This is a genomic window from Fluviispira multicolorata (assembly GCF_009208585.1).
GTDB classification, from domain to species: Bacteria; Bdellovibrionota_B; Oligoflexia; order Silvanigrellales; family Silvanigrellaceae; genus Silvanigrella; species Silvanigrella multicolorata.
The window spans coordinates 13,407-33,186 of record NZ_WFLN01000007.1 but is presented as its reverse complement, the minus strand read 5'-3'; the positions used below and the strand labels follow the sequence as shown (position 1 = coordinate 33,186).

18 protein-coding genes, 1 pseudogene and 1 riboswitch are annotated in these 19,780 nt (G+C 37.1%); of the genes and pseudogenes, 3 read left to right on the top strand and 16 right to left on the bottom strand.

Annotated features, from left to right (window positions below; all coding sequences use genetic code 11):
• Nucleotide 1 precedes the first annotated feature (1 nt).
• From ddaF to GCL57_RS14790, 9 genes are all read right to left on the bottom strand, one after another.
• Complete coding sequence (gene ddaF, locus GCL57_RS09130) at nucleotides 2-1,288, bottom strand: dapdiamide A synthase (protein ID WP_152213049.1); 1,287 nt, start codon at nucleotides 1,286-1,288, stop codon at nucleotides 2-4.
• Nucleotides 1,276-2,034 (bottom strand): thioesterase II family protein, encoded by a 759-nt coding sequence (locus tag GCL57_RS09125; RefSeq protein ID WP_152213048.1) that lies wholly within the window; start codon nucleotides 2,032-2,034, stop codon nucleotides 1,276-1,278. Before GCL57_RS09125 ends, ddaF begins: the two co-directional genes overlap by 13 nt.
• Entirely contained in the window at nucleotides 2,031-3,776 is a 1,746-nt protein-coding gene (locus tag GCL57_RS09120; RefSeq protein WP_152213047.1) for a non-ribosomal peptide synthetase, read from the bottom strand. The genes GCL57_RS09125 and GCL57_RS09120 overlap by 4 nt, the downstream gene beginning before the upstream one ends.
• Nucleotides 3,763-4,752: a TauD/TfdA family dioxygenase gene (locus GCL57_RS09115; RefSeq protein ID WP_152213046.1), complete on the bottom strand. Its 990-nt coding sequence runs from the start codon at nucleotides 4,750-4,752 to the stop codon at nucleotides 3,763-3,765. The genes GCL57_RS09120 and GCL57_RS09115 overlap by 14 nt, the downstream gene beginning before the upstream one ends.
• Nucleotides 4,753-4,755: 3 nt before the next feature.
• Nucleotides 4,756-5,790 carry a 2,3-diaminopropionate biosynthesis protein SbnB gene (gene sbnB, locus GCL57_RS09110; RefSeq protein WP_152213045.1) on the bottom strand — a complete coding sequence of 345 codons (1,035 nt, stop codon included), beginning with the start codon at nucleotides 5,788-5,790 and terminating at the stop codon, nucleotides 4,756-4,758.
• Between the two features lie 181 nt (nucleotides 5,791-5,971).
• The gene (locus GCL57_RS09100; protein WP_161597675.1) at nucleotides 5,972-7,039 is read right to left on the bottom strand and encodes a DUF1015 family protein; all 1,068 of its coding nucleotides are present in this window, start codon (nucleotides 7,037-7,039) and stop codon (nucleotides 5,972-5,974) included.
• Complete coding sequence (sbnA, locus tag GCL57_RS09095; RefSeq protein WP_152213043.1) at nucleotides 7,036-8,019, bottom strand: 2,3-diaminopropionate biosynthesis protein SbnA; 984 nt, start codon at nucleotides 8,017-8,019, stop codon at nucleotides 7,036-7,038. The genes GCL57_RS09100 and sbnA overlap by 4 nt, the downstream gene beginning before the upstream one ends.
• 351 nt (nucleotides 8,020-8,370) lie before the next feature.
• Nucleotides 8,371-8,562 (bottom strand): hypothetical protein, encoded by a 192-nt coding sequence (locus GCL57_RS09090; RefSeq protein WP_152213042.1) that lies wholly within the window; start codon nucleotides 8,560-8,562, stop codon nucleotides 8,371-8,373.
• Nucleotides 8,563-8,653: 91 nt separating this feature from the next.
• The gene (locus tag GCL57_RS14790) at nucleotides 8,654-8,827 is read right to left on the bottom strand and encodes a hypothetical protein (RefSeq protein ID WP_161597674.1); all 174 of its coding nucleotides are present in this window, start codon (nucleotides 8,825-8,827) and stop codon (nucleotides 8,654-8,656) included.
• Nucleotides 8,828-8,969: 142 nt separating this feature from the next.
• On the opposite strand from GCL57_RS14790, the gene GCL57_RS09085 reads away from it, so the two are divergent.
• Complete coding sequence (locus GCL57_RS09085; RefSeq protein WP_161597673.1) at nucleotides 8,970-9,248, top strand: 2OG-Fe(II) oxygenase family protein; 279 nt, start codon at nucleotides 8,970-8,972, stop codon at nucleotides 9,246-9,248.
• A 9-nt stretch (nucleotides 9,249-9,257) separates the two neighbouring features.
• On the top strand, nucleotides 9,258-10,523 hold the full coding sequence (locus tag GCL57_RS09080; protein WP_152213040.1) for an MFS transporter: 1,266 nt from the start codon (nucleotides 9,258-9,260) through the stop codon (nucleotides 10,521-10,523).
• A 936-nt stretch (nucleotides 10,524-11,459) separates the two neighbouring features.
• Here the strand turns inward: GCL57_RS09080 and GCL57_RS09075 are convergent.
• The 6 genes and pseudogenes from GCL57_RS09075 to thiC form a co-directional block, all read right to left on the bottom strand.
• The gene (locus GCL57_RS09075; RefSeq protein ID WP_152213039.1) at nucleotides 11,460-12,212 is read right to left on the bottom strand and encodes a HesA/MoeB/ThiF family protein; all 753 of its coding nucleotides are present in this window, start codon (nucleotides 12,210-12,212) and stop codon (nucleotides 11,460-11,462) included.
• Entirely contained in the window at nucleotides 12,202-12,852 is a 651-nt protein-coding gene (locus tag GCL57_RS09070) for a thiamine phosphate synthase (RefSeq protein WP_152213038.1), read from the bottom strand. The genes GCL57_RS09075 and GCL57_RS09070 overlap by 11 nt, the downstream gene beginning before the upstream one ends.
• Nucleotides 12,853-12,868: 16 nt before the next feature.
• Nucleotides 12,869-13,639, bottom strand: a complete 771-nt coding sequence (locus tag GCL57_RS09065) for a thiazole synthase (protein WP_152213037.1) — start codon at nucleotides 13,637-13,639, stop codon at nucleotides 12,869-12,871.
• Nucleotides 13,640-13,852, bottom strand: a complete 213-nt coding sequence (gene thiS / locus GCL57_RS09060) for a sulfur carrier protein ThiS (RefSeq protein WP_152213036.1) — start codon at nucleotides 13,850-13,852, stop codon at nucleotides 13,640-13,642.
• Nucleotides 13,840-14,940 (bottom strand): FAD-dependent oxidoreductase, encoded by a 1,101-nt coding sequence (locus GCL57_RS09055; RefSeq protein ID WP_161597672.1) that lies wholly within the window; start codon nucleotides 14,938-14,940, stop codon nucleotides 13,840-13,842. Before GCL57_RS09055 ends, thiS begins: the two co-directional genes overlap by 13 nt.
• A 55-nt stretch (nucleotides 14,941-14,995) precedes the next feature.
• Nucleotides 14,996-16,630, bottom strand: a pseudogene (gene thiC / locus GCL57_RS09050) (phosphomethylpyrimidine synthase ThiC); the annotation flags it as partial.
• A 155-nt stretch (nucleotides 16,631-16,785) separates the two neighbouring features.
• Nucleotides 16,786-16,892, bottom strand: a riboswitch (TPP riboswitch).
• 35 nt (nucleotides 16,893-16,927) lie between these two features.
• On the opposite strand from thiC, the gene thiD reads away from it, so the two are divergent.
• On the top strand, nucleotides 16,928-17,779 hold the full coding sequence (gene thiD, locus GCL57_RS09045; RefSeq protein ID WP_161597671.1) for a bifunctional hydroxymethylpyrimidine kinase/phosphomethylpyrimidine kinase: 852 nt from the start codon (nucleotides 16,928-16,930) through the stop codon (nucleotides 17,777-17,779).
• A 108-nt stretch (nucleotides 17,780-17,887) separates the two neighbouring features.
• Here thiD and rho read toward each other — a convergent pair whose 3' ends face one another.
• Nucleotides 17,888-19,306 (bottom strand): transcription termination factor Rho, encoded by a 1,419-nt coding sequence (gene rho, locus GCL57_RS09040; protein ID WP_425483349.1) that lies wholly within the window; start codon nucleotides 19,304-19,306, stop codon nucleotides 17,888-17,890.
• Between the last annotated feature and the right edge of the window lie 474 nt (nucleotides 19,307-19,780).

The following is a 19,780-nucleotide window of genomic DNA, read 5'->3' as shown; positions in this document are numbered from 1 at the left end:
GTTATTTCCCATATTCAACTGCTATCAGGCTCGTGTGATAAAAATCGCTTTCAGTGGAACGAATCTTTGTAATTGCCTGGTTCAGTAAAACTGGATTATCCCTTATAACAATAATCACGCCTGGAGAGCTCAGCAGATCGCACGTCTCTTCCTGAATATCACCGGGTACATGGTGGTAATTGACGCTGATAACGCCATCAATAGCGATAAATCGCTTTTCCGGTGAACTTTGCACCCACCCTTTGGTTGGCGAAATCATGTAAACATAGGCAGCACGCCGGTGGTTGGGAAAATCACGTTCCCTCCTAGATTCTTGCAGGAACATCTCCGGATGTAGGATTGCCTGTACCAGTTTGCCGATCTGAGAATGTCCTAAACATTCCTCAATAATATAAGGGTCTGCCCCACCAGCGACTCTAGCTCCGATCTCTATCAACACCGGCCCGCGCGACGTCATCATCACCTCAGCATGAAATGCCCCGTTCTCAATACCCAACGCATGACATACCTGCTCAGTGTAGGCAGACAGCACATCAAAGAAGGCATCATTCTGATAATACAGATACTGCGTTTCATACACCGGGAAGCTGTTGTGCTGTTTCTTTTTAGACTGCCATAATTCGGTAAAAAAGTACCGCCCCTGGCAGGCAATACCATTGACCACAAACTCCTCACCCTCTAGAAACTCCTGACACAGCACTTCAAGGTTACAGTTACCAAACAGATCATTCTTGCTCAAAATGGCATCAAATGCCTGTTCGGCCTGTTTTAGGCTATGGCAGATAAACACGCCGTCGGTGCCAGCGCTTTGCACCGGCTTCAGTACTACAGGCCAGCGATTGTAACTCGCCAGCCAGCGCCGCAATTCGTCGAGATGGGTGATTAGCTGTTGCTCAATGGATGCTACATCGCTGCGTGCAAGCTGCTCCTGCATCAAAAACTTGTTGCGTCGCGCAGCTGAGAGTGTTGCCTGGTTAGTAAACTTGAGAGCCAAGACGTCGTTCAACTGATCGGCCAAAGAAACCGCGCCTTCGCTGCCAGCCAAAATGGCCTTGATAGCGTAAGGTTTCAACGCTTTGAGGAGGGTTTCAAAATTACCATCATGAACGATATGCTTATCGCTACGATCGATAGCCAATTGGTTGTCCTTAACAAAGATCGCTGGGAGAAACGGAGATTGAATATGCAGACAAAAATACCCCAAAGCCTGAAAAGCGGGAATTAAATATTTGCCACCGGACCAAGCATCAATTATCACAATAACTTCTTTGTTGTTTAAAATTGGCATAGGGATACTCCTAATGATTGGTTAATACCTGTGGTCTGACAGGCTGCTAATTGTTCGACGATAGTCGAAATATCGGCTGTGACAGTATTTAAACAGTTACGCCAGTAGAAATGGCCGCCAGGATAAATCCCACTCCCGACGAAAACGCGGCTGAGATCCACCCAGCTCGGCATTTTGAGGTTGTGCACCTCCTCCTGCTCGCCCCACAAAGCAAATAGAGGGGTAAATAATAGTGGGCGCGTCTGTGGCTGGTATTGTTGATAAAGTTGATAGTCCTTCCGAATTAATGGCAGATAATTAGACATTAGTTCAGGCAGTTCAGCCAGTTGCGACGAAATGCCGTCGGTATCAACTAGGTGCTGAATAAAGTCCCTATCGGACAATTCGTAATAACGAAGCATATCTGGATCACGTCTGTGTGGTGGTAATGCGCTGGACACTGCAATGAACAAGAGATTTTGTGCCATTTGTCGTTCGACCATAAGATGAGCAATTTCATAGGCGAGCGCACCGCCCATGCTGTGACCAAATACAGCGAATGGGCGACCGTCAGCGCGGGATATCATTTCATCTGTCAGATCCTGAACTGCATGTTCGAATGTTGTGTATGCGTGTTCATTCATTCGAGAAAAGTGTCCAGCATAATCAAGAGGTTCCCACTCAATCCCAGGGGCAAAATACGGTGCCCAGCCAGAATAATGGTGAGCCCCTCCGCCTGCATGCGGCAGACAAAAAATCAGGCTCATCTCCGACCCTCCGATTGCACAGTGTTGGCATCAAGCCAAGCGGCCATTTTGCGAATCGTCGGGTATTTGAAAATCTCTCTCAACCCAATCTCGTGCGACATCTCATTGTTCAATTCAACCAGTAGTGTCATTGCCGCCATGGAGTCTCCACCTGAAGCGAAAAAGTGAGCGTCAGGGGCCAGTTGAGATCGCATCAGTATCCGTTGCCAGATAGCCTGAATCCGTCGTTCAGTCGTAGAAAGCCGCTCACCATGGACATTCTTATCGATTTCACTCTGGTGCTTTTGCCAACTGTTCAGTAGCGATTTGTGGTCAAGCTTTAGGTTATCAGTCAGCGGCAATGCATCAAGTTGCTGCCAGCGATCGGGCACCATGTAGGATGGCAACTTCTCGCCAAGCAATGCCGCGAGGTCGAAAAGTTTCCGACCATCGGCATCGGTATGCCAGACGATGGAGGCCAAAAGGCCCTGTCCGGAAGGTAATTTGAGCGGCGTCACTGCAGCGAATTGTATGCCGGGTAATTGAGCTAAATTGTATTGCACGTCAGCCAGTTCAATCCGGTATCCATTTATTTTGACCTGGTCATCAATACGCCCGAGGAACAGCAAATTTCCTTGAACTTGCTGCTGTACCAGATCACCGGTACGGTAGTAACGCCGCCCCTTGAAGTTAAAAAAGGCTCGCTCGTTCAATTCAGGTGCATTGTAATAACCCAACGAAAGATGTCTACCGGCCACAAGAAGTTCACCAGCCTCTCCCGGAGGACAACATTGTCCATCCTCATCTAGGAGCAGGCACTCCACATTTTCAAATGGGTGGCCAATATGAGGAGTTTCGCCGCAGATCTCACAGAAGGTGGTATTAATAGTATTTTCGGTAGGGCCATAGACATTGATATAAACTGCATCATATGCAGCAAGTTTATGCCAAAGTTCGGCGTCAATCGCTTCACCTCCGACAATCACCAGCCGCAGCGCTCTACATTTCTCATTCAGCCCCACATTGAGTAATACTTTTAAGTGGGAAGGCACTAAATCTACATTAACGATTTGATATTTGCGCAAATATGCCACCAACTCATGCGGCGATTTTCTCACTCGATCGCTGACAACGTGCACGCTATATCCCAAAGCCACCAGAGCCAGACGTTCTAGTGAGCTGTCAAAACAGAAAGACGCATTGATTGCGACGTCCCCTTCGGTGACGCCATGCATCTGATAAATATCACGCTGATGGCTGCCTACCAGATGCAACAATGACTCATGGCTAATCACCACCCCTTTGGGTTTCCCAGAGGTGCCAGAAGTATGAATAATATAGGCGGGTACGTCTGTTGCCAGAAGTTCTGTCCGAGATTCTGGGTTCAGCTCGGTCAAGGTTATACCAAACCCCACTTGAGAGGCATGTGTAATAAGTACCTGTACATGCGCCTGATGCAGTATCCCCTCTATACGTGATTGCGGCCACTGATCGTCCAACGGTAGGTAGACTCCTCCAGCCTTCCATATAGCATAGGCCGCGACGATATAATCGAGCCCGCGTCTTAACTGAACGGCCACGTGGTCACCCAGTTCAATCAGCGCCTGCAATCTAACTGCTAGGGTGACAACCTCATCATAAAGTTCAACGAATGTCAGAGCCCGTGTCTCATCTTGTACCGCCACACGATTCGCGAAACGCTTAGCAGTTATTTCTAGTAGCGTATTCAAAGAGGGTTGGCAGGAAAAATCAACGGTTAGCATAAGCGTTCTCCTCTGCTGAAGGGTAAACGGGATCGATCAGGGCAACCCGTATTGACCGTTCCCCTTCAAAAGGCTTGCGCCCATGGCTGACTAGAATATTGTCCGCAATCAGTACGTCTCCGGTTTGCCAAGGGAAGACCAATTCCGCCTGAACTAATACTTTCCGAATATGGTCTACCACTTCATCAGGGATTTCTTCCCCAGTACCATACACCACGTGGCGCGGCAACAAATCCCGACCTAGGCTAGCGAGCAATGCCTGCCGAATCGGCAACTCCAAGTTGGTGATATGGAACAAATGCAGTTGGTTAAACCACATCTCTTTACCCGTTAGGGGATGTTTGCGCGTAGCACTACGATACTGAGAAGTGCGCAGATGGCTGTCGGACAACCACTCGTAATCAATTACATTTTTTTTACAGTAAGACTCAACCTCGGCCTTACTCTCTGTCTGAAAAGCCTCTTGCCAGGAAAGGTCAAAACCTCCATCAAAATTACGTAGATAGCGAATACCTTTCTGCCGGAAACTGTCCACTATATATTCATCAATGAGCGCTAGAACCTTAGCATTATCAGCAATAGGGGTTTCTCCTCCCTTGAGTGCAGCTTGATGAGCATAGAACAAGATCTTACCCGGAACCACGCTTTGAAATGCATTTTCACTATGGTTTGCAATAGTTTTCGCCGCTGGATATTCTGTGCTTGTATAAACACCCTTAGCAGTCTTCTTTCGCTGAGTCGAACGTTCCTGATAAGTCAGTTCTTCTTGCGCTAGGAAGCTTACTAACCGGCTGAAATCCTGATCCTCTTTGATAGGGAAACCACGAAAGAGCAATGCACCCTTCTCAGCCAAAATCTCATCGATATTGCGATTTCGAAAAAAACCAGCAATGGACGCTTCGCTATTATTGGCTGTCACCAGAAAAACATGTGAAGCACCGCCGACCAAAGGCTGGACATTATAATGATTATTCATTAATTAAAGACTCCAACATTGAGTGTCAGGGAAGAAACTTGGAATGATGTGTCGTCCTGGCGCTTGTTGGTTATGACGATAAATAAACATTGCCAGACTCAAATCAAGCACGCCCAACCCGAAGGGCGAAAACAGAGTGGCTTTAGTTTTATCGAGTTTTATCTCACCGTTTATGAATTGTGCCAAAGTGCCGTTGATGAAAAGACGGTGTCCATATTTTTGCTCAGCTAGATGCGGTGAAGTATTAGCTTTCATGCAATGTTCAACATCGTCTAACACGTTGTTGTGAGCGTGAATTATTTCTGGGGAAAGATCACGCAAGGAAATATTAAGCACAAATTGATGAGCTGCAAATGTACGTTCATCTGTTACATATGGTGATGCTGCTGTCGTGGCGAAAATAACAATGTCGGCGGACAACGCTTCAGCCTGGTCCTTAGCTGCTCGTACAGGATAGAGCGCTTTTGCTTTGGTATTTCTGATAAATGCGTCGCGATATTCTTCAGAGATATCGTAAATCAATACGTTATCAAACTGCCAACCTTCATCCTTGAAAAATGACAGGATAGTTCGGGCTATTAGGCCGCTGCCAATTACCGACAGACTCTTAGCTCGTTTACCGCTTGGCCCAAGATAATTAGCTGCCAATACCGCGGAAGCTGCAGTTCGCGCCGCGCTGATTTGTGATGCTTCTAGACATGAGAACGGATACCCTGTCCTATAGTCATTCAACAAAATTACCGCCGATGCTCGCTGCAAGTTAGCTTCGATATTTCGTGGATAACTTGCTATCCACTTAATGCCGGAAACAGAAATGTCAGACTCAGGATTATCGATGGCCGCTGGCAACGCGATGATTCTTGCTTCCGGTTTATTTTTAAAACGTAGGAAATAACTGTCTGGGTTCTCTGTTTTCCCCTGATGGTGAGTCAGATAGCTTTGGCGAACCAGCTCGATAATGTCCCGTCGGGAGGTTTCGATGACTTTATTGATAAAATCTCCCGTAATCACTTCAAAATTTATCTCTCTGTTAAACATATTTATTTCCTTACATATCGATATTTCTTTCGGTCATTTTCCAACTGGAACCAAAGGTGACAGACTCTATCGAATCAACAGCGATCAGCTTGGTCTTGAGGGAATAACGGCGGAAGAAGCGAGTAAAGCCCATCAAAAAACCAGTAGTAACTAGAAATAATCTCAATAAACTTATATATTTTTACTCTCTCTGCGGTTGTGAAAGGTTCGATTTTCTTGCCATAAATTGACGTTCACGAATCAAGAAACTAGCTGGTTTCAAAGGAAAATAAGTGGAATGTGGAGGATAGAGTGAATTCCATTGCGCACACTTGAAAATTTCTTCAAGTGAAGGAGGTGGCAATATAAAAGCTATCCGATCATGATTATTCTCAATATAAGTTGAGAGAGAATGAGTGTTCAAATCTCCCTGTACAAATTCAATTCGATCGCTCGTTTCAGGATCATTTAATTCAAAATAGGGTATGAGAATCTCTTCTTGGAGACGGTGTGAAAGCGAGGGTTTCATTTTTTCTTCATCAGGAAGTCTTAATGTAAAAAAACCAAGTGCACTAACGATGAGAATCTCGTCACCAAATATATTAGAAGAATTCGTTACAGGAGATACGGATCTCATTTGAAACCGCTCCCTTAAAAATGTAATCATTTCATCAAGTTCTACCCCGTGTTGAAGCTTAACAATTCGATTGTAACTGAGAACTGAGATTTCAGTTTCGGGTAACAACAATGCTAGGATTTGTGTATCTTGTTCTGGAAACTCAGATTCTGCGAGTGAACATCGAAGAGCTTCAACACGATGGTGACCATCTGCAATCACAATATCACCAATCTCGTTAAGCAGATTAGAGATTTCAGCGTTTACGCAAGAATCATTAACAAGAAAAAACTCTTCTTTTCCAAACTGTCCACTTTTTGTAATAATAGGTTCACTTTTTGAAGCAACGGCTCTACATGCTTGAGATAGTTTGTCACCCCAACGGGTTATGAGCATAATGATGTTTTCATCCCATTCACTCATAGAAAAGTGTCTCTTAAGTTCTTCAACCTTTTTAGTCCTCGTTTTCTCGTGAGGAAGCGGAGGATTCCCCTTTGATGATGCTAAATCCAATGCAACAATCAATCCATGCTGTGAACGAAATTCAAGATTGTAGCGATGAACGATATAACTGGGACTCTCACAGAGTGGATAGCCCCGAACTTCTTGAGAATGCGGGATAAATGGTTGGAATCGACACTTATGACGATTCATTGGTAGCATTCCCTTTTTGAAGGGTAAGTTGATTCTACCCATTTCGAGTTAAAAACTTTATCCAAATAAGCTGTTCCGCGATCTGCACAAAGGAAAGCGACAGTGGGAATTTTAGCCATTGGCAAACGATTTGAAAAATAACTTTTTATAGCTGCATAAACACTTCCTGTAGACCCTCCCACAAAAAGACCATGCTGATGCAATAACTCAAGACACCCATCCACACTGGCTCGCTCCGTCACATATACAACTTCATCAATCTTCGCCTCATTCAGAAGGCTAGGTCTTAAACTCGCACCAATACCTGGGATATAGCGTTTGCTAGCAGGCCCTCCGAAAATGACAGAGCCTTCAACATCAACTGCTACAACCTTGCAATCAGGAAAATCCTCTTTTAAACGACGAGAAATACCGGATATTGTGCCACCAGAGCTCACACCAAGAAACACGTAATCAAGTTTTGGAAGATCACGAACAAGTTCAGCTCCACCACCAAAATAATGTGCCCACATGCATTCAATATTCTCATATTGATTTGGCCAGAAATTATTTGGAGTATTGGAGCAAATACGTCTTACTGCCGCAAGACGTGTAAGAAGATAACCACCTGTTTCGTCTCGTTCTTGAACTTTAATAACTTCATCGCAAGTGATACGTAAAAAGTCCTCGTAGCAACTTGAGATATTGGGATCGATTATCGGAATGAAATTCAAACCAAGTTCTCGACAATAAATGGCTAACGCAGAAGCAAAGTTTCCCGAAGAGGATTCCACAATCAGTGTCTTTTCGTTTATTTTTCCGGCTTGAAGTGCACGATAAAGGATTCGCAAAGCTGGGCGATCCTTAACACTACCAACGGGATTCATAAACTCGAGCTTCGCGAAAAGATTTAGCCCTTTAAATCTAAGAAGTTTTAGTGGCGTATTCCCAACAAGAGATTGTAAAGACTCTAGTTTTGAATTAAGGTTTTCTAGGAACACTTTCCCTCCTTTATAGTTTTAATAATCGTCATGACAATAATAGACGCATAATTGATATCTATTTTTGCAATAAAATTTAAATTATATAGATTCGCATACCATAGAATAAAACGAGCTCTGTTGCAAATATTTAAAGGCAACAAAAAAAGGAAAGCATAGGCTCTGTTGCAAATATTTAAATCCCATTGCTCAATTAATGTATCAGCGGGAGTTTTAAGCTTAGTGTCTAAAATATATTTATCAAAATTGTAAATTATTTTCTTCCAAATATTAAGTATAGTAGTGAATGAACCACCTGCAATGTAAAATTTTTTTCAAAAATTCGTTCTTTGAATTTTATATCCTCATTTCTTAAGAATCCCCAATGAGAATTAAAATCTTCTTTAGTGCCTCCGTCAGCAAGATAATATTTTTAGCTTTCTCATTTCCACAGACTTGCATTACATTTGCTTTTTGTTCGTCTGTTTCATAGGGCGGAAGATAAGAAGAAGCCTTGTCAGATTGGTAAACATTAATATGCGATAAATTTAATTTTTTAACCATTGTTTAACATGTTACCATATCAAAGCTGTTACTTGGAAATGAGATGTTTTCTGCACGGGCAGCAAAGTAAAAACAACGTTTTCAATTCCATTTACTTGAGCAAAAGAAAAGAGTTTTCTTTTAAAATAGATATTTTTCCCATATTAATTCGAGAAAGTAAAGTTGATTCAGGAAAAAAAGGCATGAATATCCAACCCCAATGCCCAACTCCACAACTGACATCTAATACGGAATTCACCATATTAAAATTTAAACGGTTTGACATTAATTTTATAAAATCTTGATTCCTCCAAAAATCTCGCTACTCTCCAAAATAGGATTTTGTTTCGTTATATTATTCCATAATATGAAATTCTCTTTCATGTTTGCCTGTTTAAAAAGCAGGTATTAAAACGAATAGTAAAAGATTGCTTCCTCATACAGATTTTAATCAAAATAGAGATTTTACAGTGATTTTTTATATTTCAAGAGATTGGACATACTTATCTGAGGGGGAGCTTGTTATATATGAAAAGAATTTAATATCTGGTGATTTTAAAATCTATGATATTATTAATCCAGAATTCAACACATTTTTTAGCTTTGAAATATCGGAACATTCTTGGCATAGTGTAAAAAAAATTAAGCATAATTGGCAACGCCTTGCTATTATAGTAGATTTTGATCTTGTAAAAAATGTTAATTAGGAATATATTATGATAAATTTTTTAAGAAATAATTTCTATTTTATTTATTTTTTATTAGCCAGTTTAATTATGCAAATTGGGATCGGTTTTACTCAAGTCGCTGTTTATGGAGAGTTGGTAAAATTAAATGCCAATCCAGTATATTTTACAATCGCTTTTTCTTTAGCAGTTTTTCCTGGACTCTTTTCAAGTAGACTTGGAAGTTATTTTACTTTTAAATTTAAGATAATATATTTAATTTTAGGTGCTCAAATTATTGGATTTATTTCCTTAATTATTCCTTTAATAGTAGCTACTTACCATCAGATCGTGTTTCTAATTTCAGCAGAATTTTTTTCATCCTTTATTGCTGGATTATGTTATCCGCCATTTCAAATATACATAAAGCGTGTCTTTATAAATGATGAAATGCTACCACTAGCCGCAAAGTTTGATGTTTATGTTTTTTCAGTTAATACTATAATAGGAACTGGAATTGGATCTATTGTTTATAATTTATTTAATACACAAAAATATTTGGTTATAAATATGATATGCTATATATTATCATTTATGATTTTTTCATTAGCTTTTTGTCTCAAAAGAGATCTAACTCAAAGAGTCTCAAAAATTATATTAACAGATAAAATAAATAAATATAAATTTTTTACTAGTTATTTATTTTATTTTAAAAATATGCATCATAAAAAAAGATATGCTTTTTTTATGATGATATATATTGCGATAATAACAACGCCATCAATTTCATTATTACCTATAATTGGGAATAAATTTGGTTCAAATGTGACTGTATTTAATTACATTCTAACGCCGGCAATATTATTTATTTTAAGCAAATCAATTGGTCAGATGTGCGGCCCATTGATTATTAAGAGAAATATGTTTAATAAAATTTATAGTAATAAAATGTTATTTTTTTTATTAATGTTTTTATTTTTGCTATTATATACTTTCTTGTATTTTAGTAACTATTTATTTTTATCTTTATTAATAATAATTTTTGCTCATATATTTTCGAATATTATTTTTTCTTTAGGTATGTATGCTTTTCAAAAATATTTTTCATCTGACGAAATTGGATTGGCAAGCTCAAAGCAATATCAGATATTGACATTCTCTATGGCTTTTATTTCTGTAACAACAGGTATTTTAGTTAATTATATAAATCCAGTTGTATTAATTTATATTCCATTTTTTCTAATATTTTTCGCTTTCATTTGTAAATCAAGAATTAATATAAAATGGACAAGAATATATAAACGAAACTTTAAATAAAAAAATTAGTCTAAGTATCCTTACTTTGGAAGATTATTTTTATAATTTTACTTACTTTATTTCCCTCAAAACTTTACAATTAACCACATCTCTTTTATTTGTGTATTTTATTTAATACTTATAGCATCATTTTCAATGAATAATATTTTGATGATTTCTTAAACCAAACTTTCGTTAATATTTATTAAAAAATTCAAACTTCATAAAGACAAATTGGTTACTTATTGACCCATGCATCGAAGATGTCAGCTTTTTGAATTTACTACTCAGCGATATTCTCCTCAGAGTTAAATTTTAAAGGAGAAAAAAAATCAATAAAACGAAGTTCATTTTTTTTAAAAAACAATTTAAGTAATGTAGGCTCATTTCCTAATTTATTTAGCTATAATTCTACTGCGCTATGAAATTCTAATTTTGTATATCAATGTATTTAATATCAACTTCAGAATCTGTATTGCCTTCATAAGTCATAAATAATGTATCCCCATTTTGATCAATACTTCAAATAGCATTTATTTTTTCTGAATTTTCATTTGCTAGGATAGCAGAGGCTCTATTGCAAATATTTAAAGGCACCAAAAGAGCTGGGAGAGATTTTTAAAAAAACCTATTCTAGTTGCAATTATCCAGCAAGGAAGCCAAACACCATCTTGCATTTGAATGTAGAGTTACTATTTTTCAAGTGCCTGTATGATTTGTTCATTGCACTTGATTTTTAGGAAGGACAAGAACATTCAATTTCATTATCGAATATATTTTTTTTATTTATTCTCTTTTTTTAATTTCAGCTAGAATTTATTCTATATTATTCTTTTATTTTAATGCACCTCTAGTCATACTTAAACTCCTTTCGAAGCGCAGTTAATTTGTCTATTCATTCCCTTTTTCTTTATGGAAAAGGGTCAAATTCAAATAGAGGTTACGATCAAAAAATAATTATTTATTAAGTTCATTTAAATTCAAAAATCTATTGCATGAAGGACAATCCATATTTTTTTTCCAATAAAATTTTTTAAAATCATTTCCTAGGAATTCAAAACTAAAAAAATGGTTCACAACTTTTGAATATTTTTCCAGTATGAACTTAACAACTTCATTTGCTGCAAAAGAACCAATTATACCACAGATGGGAGATAAAACTCCAGATAAAGAACAATTTTCTGTTGAATCGAAAACATCTGGAAATATGCATTCATAACAGCCTAAACCTGGTTTAAATAAACAGAAATGCCCTTGTGTTTTAAAAATTCCAATATCTATCCATGGAATATTCTTTTGCAAACTCACCTGATTAATTGCTCGCCTTGCCTTATAATTATCGCTCGCATTTATCATAATGTTACAGTTATATGGTAATAAATTACTTTCCTCCACAGAAAATTTCCGATTGAAAAAGCGAAAATTGATGTCTGAATAGAGTTCTTTAAGATGTCTTGTAAGACACTCCGCCTTAGGTTTCCCGATGTCCTGCTCTGTAAAGCAGATCTGTCTCGACAGGTTTGATTCTTCAACAATATCTTGATCAAAAATAGTAATATCTCCAACACCTGAAGCAGCAAGATAAATTGAAGTACTATGCCCTAAAGCCCCAGCTCCAATAACCACAACTTTTGTATTTTTAATTTTTTCTTGTCCAAAGACACCTACAAATGGGAGTGAAATTTGTCTTGAATATTTATTAAAATTCATAAATTTTACCTAATTTTATCCAATTTTTAATTTGTTTTTCAGGATCCTGTGCAGATTTAAAATCATTAATAACTGAAATGCTATTTGCCCCTTTTGAATAAATACTTAAGCCATGCTCTAAGCTTATTCCTCCAATAGCAACTAATAGAATATCCCTAGGAATTAATTCTCTCCATTCATTAATTCTAAGAATACCCTGTGGAGCAAAACGCATTATTTTTGTTTGAGTCGGAAAAATAGGGCCAAGAGCAACATATGAAGGGCTCTGCTTTAATGCAAAATCAAGTTCATTATAATCATGTGTACTCAGACCAAGTTTAATTTTTGCATTGTGAATAGCCTTTATATCAACACTTTGCGAATCTTCATAACCCAGATGAACTCCATAGGCTTGATGCCTTAAAGCAATCTCCCAATAATCATTTATAAAAAGTTGACATTGATGTCTCTTACAATAATCAATTGAAAGTTTTATCTCAGTTTCCAAATCAAATTTTTCGACAGAATTATTTTTAAAATTATTATTATCTTTAATTCTTAACTGAATTGATTTAACACCCCAATGCACTAATTTTTTTACCCAATAAAAATTATCAACTATAGGATAAAATCTCATTTTATTTTTTTCTGATTCAAGCATTTGTTCCTCAAATATATTACTGAAAGGGAATGCCAATCATAGGAGAGCTAGAAATTGCAAATTCACTTTGTGGAATAATTCCACTGCAAAATGCTTTTCGTCCGGCCACAATAGCCATTGAAAAAGCTTTTGCCATTTCAATTGATTCATGCGCATTGGCAACTGCTGAGTTTAATAGAACTGCATCTATTCCTAACTCCATCGCACGGGCAGCATGGCTTGGGGCACCTATTCCCGCATCAACAATTAATGTAATTTTAGGAAATCGCTCTCGTAAAACCTGCAATTGAAATGGATTTATAATTCCTTTACCCGAACCAATGGGAGAAGCCCACGGCATCAACACCTCACAACCAAGATTTACGAGTTCTTTTGCTATAACCAAGTCATCTGTCATATAAGGAAACAAGCAGAAATCACGTTTTGCAAGATATTCGGCAGCTTTTAATAATTCGTAAGGATTTGGTTGCAAAGTTAAACTGTCACCAAACACTTCGAGTTTTATCCAATTTGTTTCAAATATCTCTCTTGCCATTTGGGCTGTTGTAATTGCATCTTTTGCTAGATAACAACCAGAAGTGTTTGGTAAAATCCTTAAATTAAAAGATTTTACTATTTCCCAAAATGAATTTTTCTCATTTAATTCTGCTGATAATCTTCTTATAGAAACAGTAATAACTTCAGCATCAGATGCAATCACAGCATTTTTTAAAATATCTAAAGAAGGATATTTTGCGCTGCCAATTAGAAAACGTGATTTAAGTTTTTCCCCGTATAAATTTAACATTTATCCTCCTTGGAATGGGGTAACAATTTCAATTTCATCTTTATTTTGAAGGAATAATTCAGAATATTTTTGTTTGGGAATAAATACTTTATTTAAGGCAAGAGCAATGCCCTTCGAGTTAATAAACTCTTTTTCTAAAAGCATTTGTATACTTAATTTTTCTATGTTGAAACTTTTTTCATTTCCATTAATTTTTAATATTATTTCAGCCATAACTTCTCCATAATATCACTTTCTATTTCTAAATTATCTAAAAATAGATCTCTTTTTTTGTGAACGTAATTGCAAAATATATTAGCTAAAGCGGGTGAAATAGTTATTCCATTACGAGACAAACCGTTAATGAAATAAACTCCATCCTTTGTATAAAAATGGGGTGAGTTGCTTGTAAATGTTGGTCGTAAGTTGACTCTTTGCTCAAGTAGATTTGCCTCTAAAAAACCTTTATCAAAATGTGAGGCAACGCTTAAAAGCTCAAGTAATGATTCAACTGTTATTGGTTTTAAGCATTCTGTTTCATGACTTGTCGCACCAATTATATAATTATGATTTCCTCTTGGAACAATGTAAATTGGAAAACGTGAATGAATCAAGCGAATGACTGAATGAACATTAACCAATGGAGCATTCACAAGTACCAATGATCCACGAACTCCTCTTAAAGTTTCAGTGCTTGCTTCAAAATTTTTTTTCGCGCCAATACCCATAGTATTAATAACAAGATCATAATTAAATTCACCTTGCTCAGTACTTATTTTATTTTTTTCACAGGCAATCACTTCGCTATTATATTTAAAAATAATATTATTTTTTTTAAAAAAACCATTACATTTTAAAATAAACTCTCTCGGATTTAAGGTCGCTTCATTGGGAAAATAATACCCTATTGAATACACATGTGAATAATCTCCGATAAATTCTTTTCTATTATTTTTATTAATTTCAATTGCTTCAAAAGCAATTCCTCTTCTATTCAAACGGTTAAAATAATTTTCTAATTGCTGTTTATCACGAAGTAGAGCAAGATGCGCTGTACCTTGCCTTTCCAATAAACTCACTGCATTTAATGATTCTAAAATTTCAGGCCATAATTTTAACGAGATGATTCCTAGTTCAAAAGCAATCTGAGTTGATTCATATGCCTCTGACCAAGGAGCAAGCATTCCTGCTGCAGTCGCTGAGCAAGATTTTGAAGAAAAAATATCGCCTTTATCATATAGAGTGACTTTATAATTTCTTTTAAAAAGATCAATTGCAATAAGTCTCCCTAGCACTCCTGCACCAATAATTCCAACTCTCAAGTGATTAACCTCATTTAAAAATAATAATGATTTATAAATTTATTTCTGCATTATATATTTGTGTACTTATTCGCATAGAACAAAAACGAGGCCCACACATAGAACAATAAGGAGTATGGAGATTTTTTTCTTCTGGTAAACTTTCATTGTGATGTTTACGAGCTGTTGCGGGATCAAGCGCTAAATGAAATTGGTCTTCCCAATGAAAATGAAATCTTGCATAAGAAAGTGCGTCATCCCAGCTCCTTGCTGCAGGATGACATTTGGCAAGATCAGAGGCATGTGCGGCAATTTTATAGGCAATGAGTCCTTGTTTTACATCATCTTTATTTGGCAAACCAAGATGTTCTTTTGGCGTAACGTAACAAAGCATTGCACATCCATACCATCCAATCATTGCAGCACCTATTGCGCTGGTAATGTGATCATAACCTGGAGCAAAATCAGTTGTCAGAGGTCCTAGTGTATAAAAAGGTGCTTCATGGCAATACTCAATTTGTTTTTCCATATTTTCTTCGATGAGATGCATTGGCACATGTCCTGGTCCTTCAATCATTGTTTGAACATCAAATTTCCATGCAATTTTTGTAAGCTCACCAAGGGTTTTTAATTCAGAAAATTGAGCTTCATCATTTGCATCTGCAATAGAGCCAGGGCGTAAGGCATCTCCAAGAGATAAAGAAATATCATAATGACGCATTATTTCACAAAGTTCTTGGAAGTGCGTATAGATAAAATTTTCTTTATGATGAGAAGTACACCACTTAGCCATAATAGCTCCACCACGGGAAACAATTCCTGTCATTCTATTTCGAGTTAAGCTAATATAAGGTAACAAAATACCAGAATGAACCGTAAAGTAATCTACTCCCTGTTCAGCTTGTTCAATAATAGTATCTCGATAGATTTCCCATTTTAAATCTTCAACAATACCGCCTACCTTTTCTAAAGCTTGGTAAATTGGAACTGTACCTACTGGAATCGGTGAATTTCTTAAAATCCATTCTCTTGTTTCTTTAATATCTTTACCTGTTGAAAGATCCATAATAGTATCAGCACCCCAACGTAATGACCATAATAATTTTTCAATTTCTCCTTCTATTGAAGAGTTTATTACTGAGTTTCCAATATTTGCATTTACTTTGGTTAAAAAACTTCTACCAATAATCATTGGCTCAAGTTCAGGATGATTTATATTAGCAGGAATAATGGCTCGACCATTTGCAATTTCATTCCGGACATACTCAGGTGTTATTATTTTTGGAATAGTAAATTTTTTATTTCTACTTTGTAACCTTTTTTCACGTTCATTATTTTCTTCAAACAATTTTAAATTATGGTGTGACTCCCTGATTGCAACAAATTCCATTTCCTCAGTAATAATATTCTTTTTAGCATATCCCATTTGAGTTGCTCCCCCATGAATTGGCTTTCTCTTTAAAAGCCAATTTTTCCTTATAGGAGATAAACCTTCGTTGATATTAATATGAGAATTTTTATCAGAATAAGCTCCTGATGTATCATAAGCATAAAAACTTTTGGGAATATCTTTCTTTTTATTTCCATTTATTCTAATTTCACGAATAGGAACTTTTATTTCCTTAAATATACTACCTTCTAAATAAATTTTATGACTCTCTGGATGATCTTGAAATATTTCTTTTGGATCAAAATGATTAAAAGTTTCCATAAAAGATGAATTCCTTTATTAAAAATAATTATTGGAAATCCAGCGGAAACTATGGAATGAGATAAAAAGATGTGTTTAAATATAAATGCAGATATATGTTGCTTGCTAATAACTCTATATTTAAATATTTGCGGTTGTAAATTTAAAATATGATTAAACAAAATCTATCACTCTTCCTACGCTGGTATAATCCAGATCAGGTTCCAAGAGTTTAGCCGAAATGGCAATCTCAGCTCGATTAAGAGCTCCTCTGGTGATCAGCAAATTGTATAACTTTAAAATATTAGGATGTCTACTATGCAAAATTCAAAAAAATTTAAGGCTTATTCTAAAGTGCTCAGTATTGCAGGCTCAGATTCAGGAGGTGGAGCGGGAATTCAAGCAGATTTAAAAACTTTCCATGAATTCAAATGTTATGGAGCATCTGTTATTACGGCTGTTACTTCACAAAATACAATGGGTGTTTTTAATATACATGAGATACCACAAAGCTCTATTGAGTCCCAATTAGACTGCGTTTTAAGAGATATTGATTTTGATTCGATTAAAATAGGAATGCTGTTTTCAAATGAAATAATTAAGATTGTAGCAAAAAAATTAATTGAATATAAATGCAAAAATATTGTATTGGATCCTGTGATTTTATCTAAAAATAAAACTCAACTTTTAAAAAATGATGCATATAAAACATTAATAAATAATTTATTCCCATTAACTGAGATTTTAACACCAAATTTACCTGAAGCAGAAATATTACTCTCAAGAAATATTCAATCACTTTATGATATTGAAAAAGCAGCTATTGATTTACTTTCTTTAGGGCCACAGGCCGTTGTCGTAAAAGGCGGACATTTTTCAAATGGAAATAAATGTTCAGATTGCATGGCCATTTCTAGTGAAAATAAAGTTACAGTATTTTGGCTTGAATCTGAAAAGTTTTTCACAAATAATTCACACGGAACTGGGTGTACATTCTCTGCTGCATTTGCTGCAAATTTAGCAATTGGATTAAATAGAGTTGAATCATTTAAAGAAGCAAAAAAATTTATTTCAAAATCTATTTTGCAAGGATCTTATTATAAAATTGGGCATGGAATAGGTCCAATTTGCCATTTTGGAATTACCACAAAAATAAGAAAAACTATTTAAGAAAGTAGTTCATTTAAAATCTAGGCTCCTTATAAAAAAAATGAGTCTCAAATAAATTTAAGACTCATTTTTAAATAATTCTCTTTCTGTCCATCAATACAAATGAAATTAACCATTCATACTGTTTAAGAAATCATCGTTGGTTTCACAACGTTCGAATCTTTGTAATAAGAATTCCATAGACTCAATAGGTGACATTGGATGAAGAACTTTACGAAGAACCCACAAACGATTGAGAGTTTCACGACCAAGAAGGAGATCTTCACGACGGGTTGCACTCTTATTGATGTCAATAGCAGGAAACACACGGCGTTCTGCTAAGCGACGATCGAGCACAAGTTCCATGTTACCTGTACCTTTGAATTCTTCAAAAATAACTTCGTCCATACGGCTACCGGTATCGATAAGTGCTGTTGCTATAATGGTAAGGCTTCCACCTTCTTCCACGTTACGTGCCGCACCGAAGAATCTTTTTGGCTTGTGAAGAGCATTGGCATCAACACCACCTGTTAAGATCTTTCCACTTGGTGGCACAACACTGTTGTAAGCACGAGCAAGACGTGTGATGGAATCAAGCAAAATAACAACGTCTTTTTTATGTTCAACCAAACGTTTCGCTTTTTCAATTACCATTTCGGCAACTTGAACGTGACGTTGGGCTGGCTCGTCAAACGTACTGCTAACGACTTCTCCACGTACGGAGCGCTCCATATCGGTTACTTCTTCTGGACGTTCATCAATAAGCAATACAATAAGAACAGCTTCGGGATGATTTTGTGCAATTGAGTTTGCAATATTTTGCAAAAGAATTGTCTTACCTGTTTTTGGTGGCGCAACAATAAGAGCACGTTGGCCTTTACCAATTGGGGCAAAGAGATCGATAAGACGTGTGCTATAAACCTGAGGATCATGCTCGAGTTTAAAGCGGAAGTCAGGGTGAATTGTTGTTAAGTTGTCGAATAAAATTTTCTCGCCTGTAAAGTCAGGAGTTTCACCGTTTACAGATTCAACTTTTAACAAAGCAAAATAACGTTCATTGTCTTTTGGTGGACGAATTTGTCCAGAAACTGTGTCGCCTGTGCGTAAATTAAAGCGACGGATTTGCGATGGAGAAACATAAATGTCATCTGGCCCAGGCAAATAGTTATAATCAGGAGCTCTTAAGAAACCAAAACCATCGGGTAAAGTTTCGAGCACACCTTCGGAATAAACAACACCATTGCGCACAGCCTGCGCTTCGAGCAATGCAAACACAAGATCTTGTTTTCTTAAGTTTGCAGCGCCATCGATGCCCATTTCTTTTGCCATATGGACGAGATCGCTGATGTGTTTTTCTTTAAGTTCTTTAAGGTTCATAACAGGAACTTCTGAATTAAATTCAGGTTCTTTTTCATCACCCGTAGGAACTGGGCGTGGGGTTTCTGGTCTTCTACCTATATTTGGATTGCGATTCATAGGTTGAGAAAAATTATTTTGTCCCTGAAAAGAACGATTTTGAGGAGTATTGCTACCACCTTGCTGTTGCATAGCGGGTGAAGCGGGATGACTTGTTGAGCCTCCTCCTGCGTTCATTGAAGCTTGCGGAGATCCCATTCTATTTGGGGGAAGCGCATTCATTCCGAAAGGGCGTGGCGAAAATGAAGCGGCTTGAGAGCTTGCTGGAGAGTTTGAAGACGACATGCTCGAATTATTTGAAGATTGAGCATTTGATGAGTCTTTTGACCTCGTAAAAATACGGCGCGAAGGTGTATAGGTAGAAATTCCTTCTACTTCAGAATTTTCACTAGAGTTTGAAGCAGGCGCATTATTCTCGCTGAAAAGATTATTTTCATCGGGAGTTCTACGGATATATCTTCTTGTTGTTGTTGTATTTGTAGTACGTTTACGAGGTGACTCATTATCGAAGTCATCATTGTTTTTGTCATCTGCCATGCTGAATGATTCCAAAAGAAAAAAAGTTGAAAGGGAAAAATAAGAAGGGATTTTGGCTGGTTGTGCCAT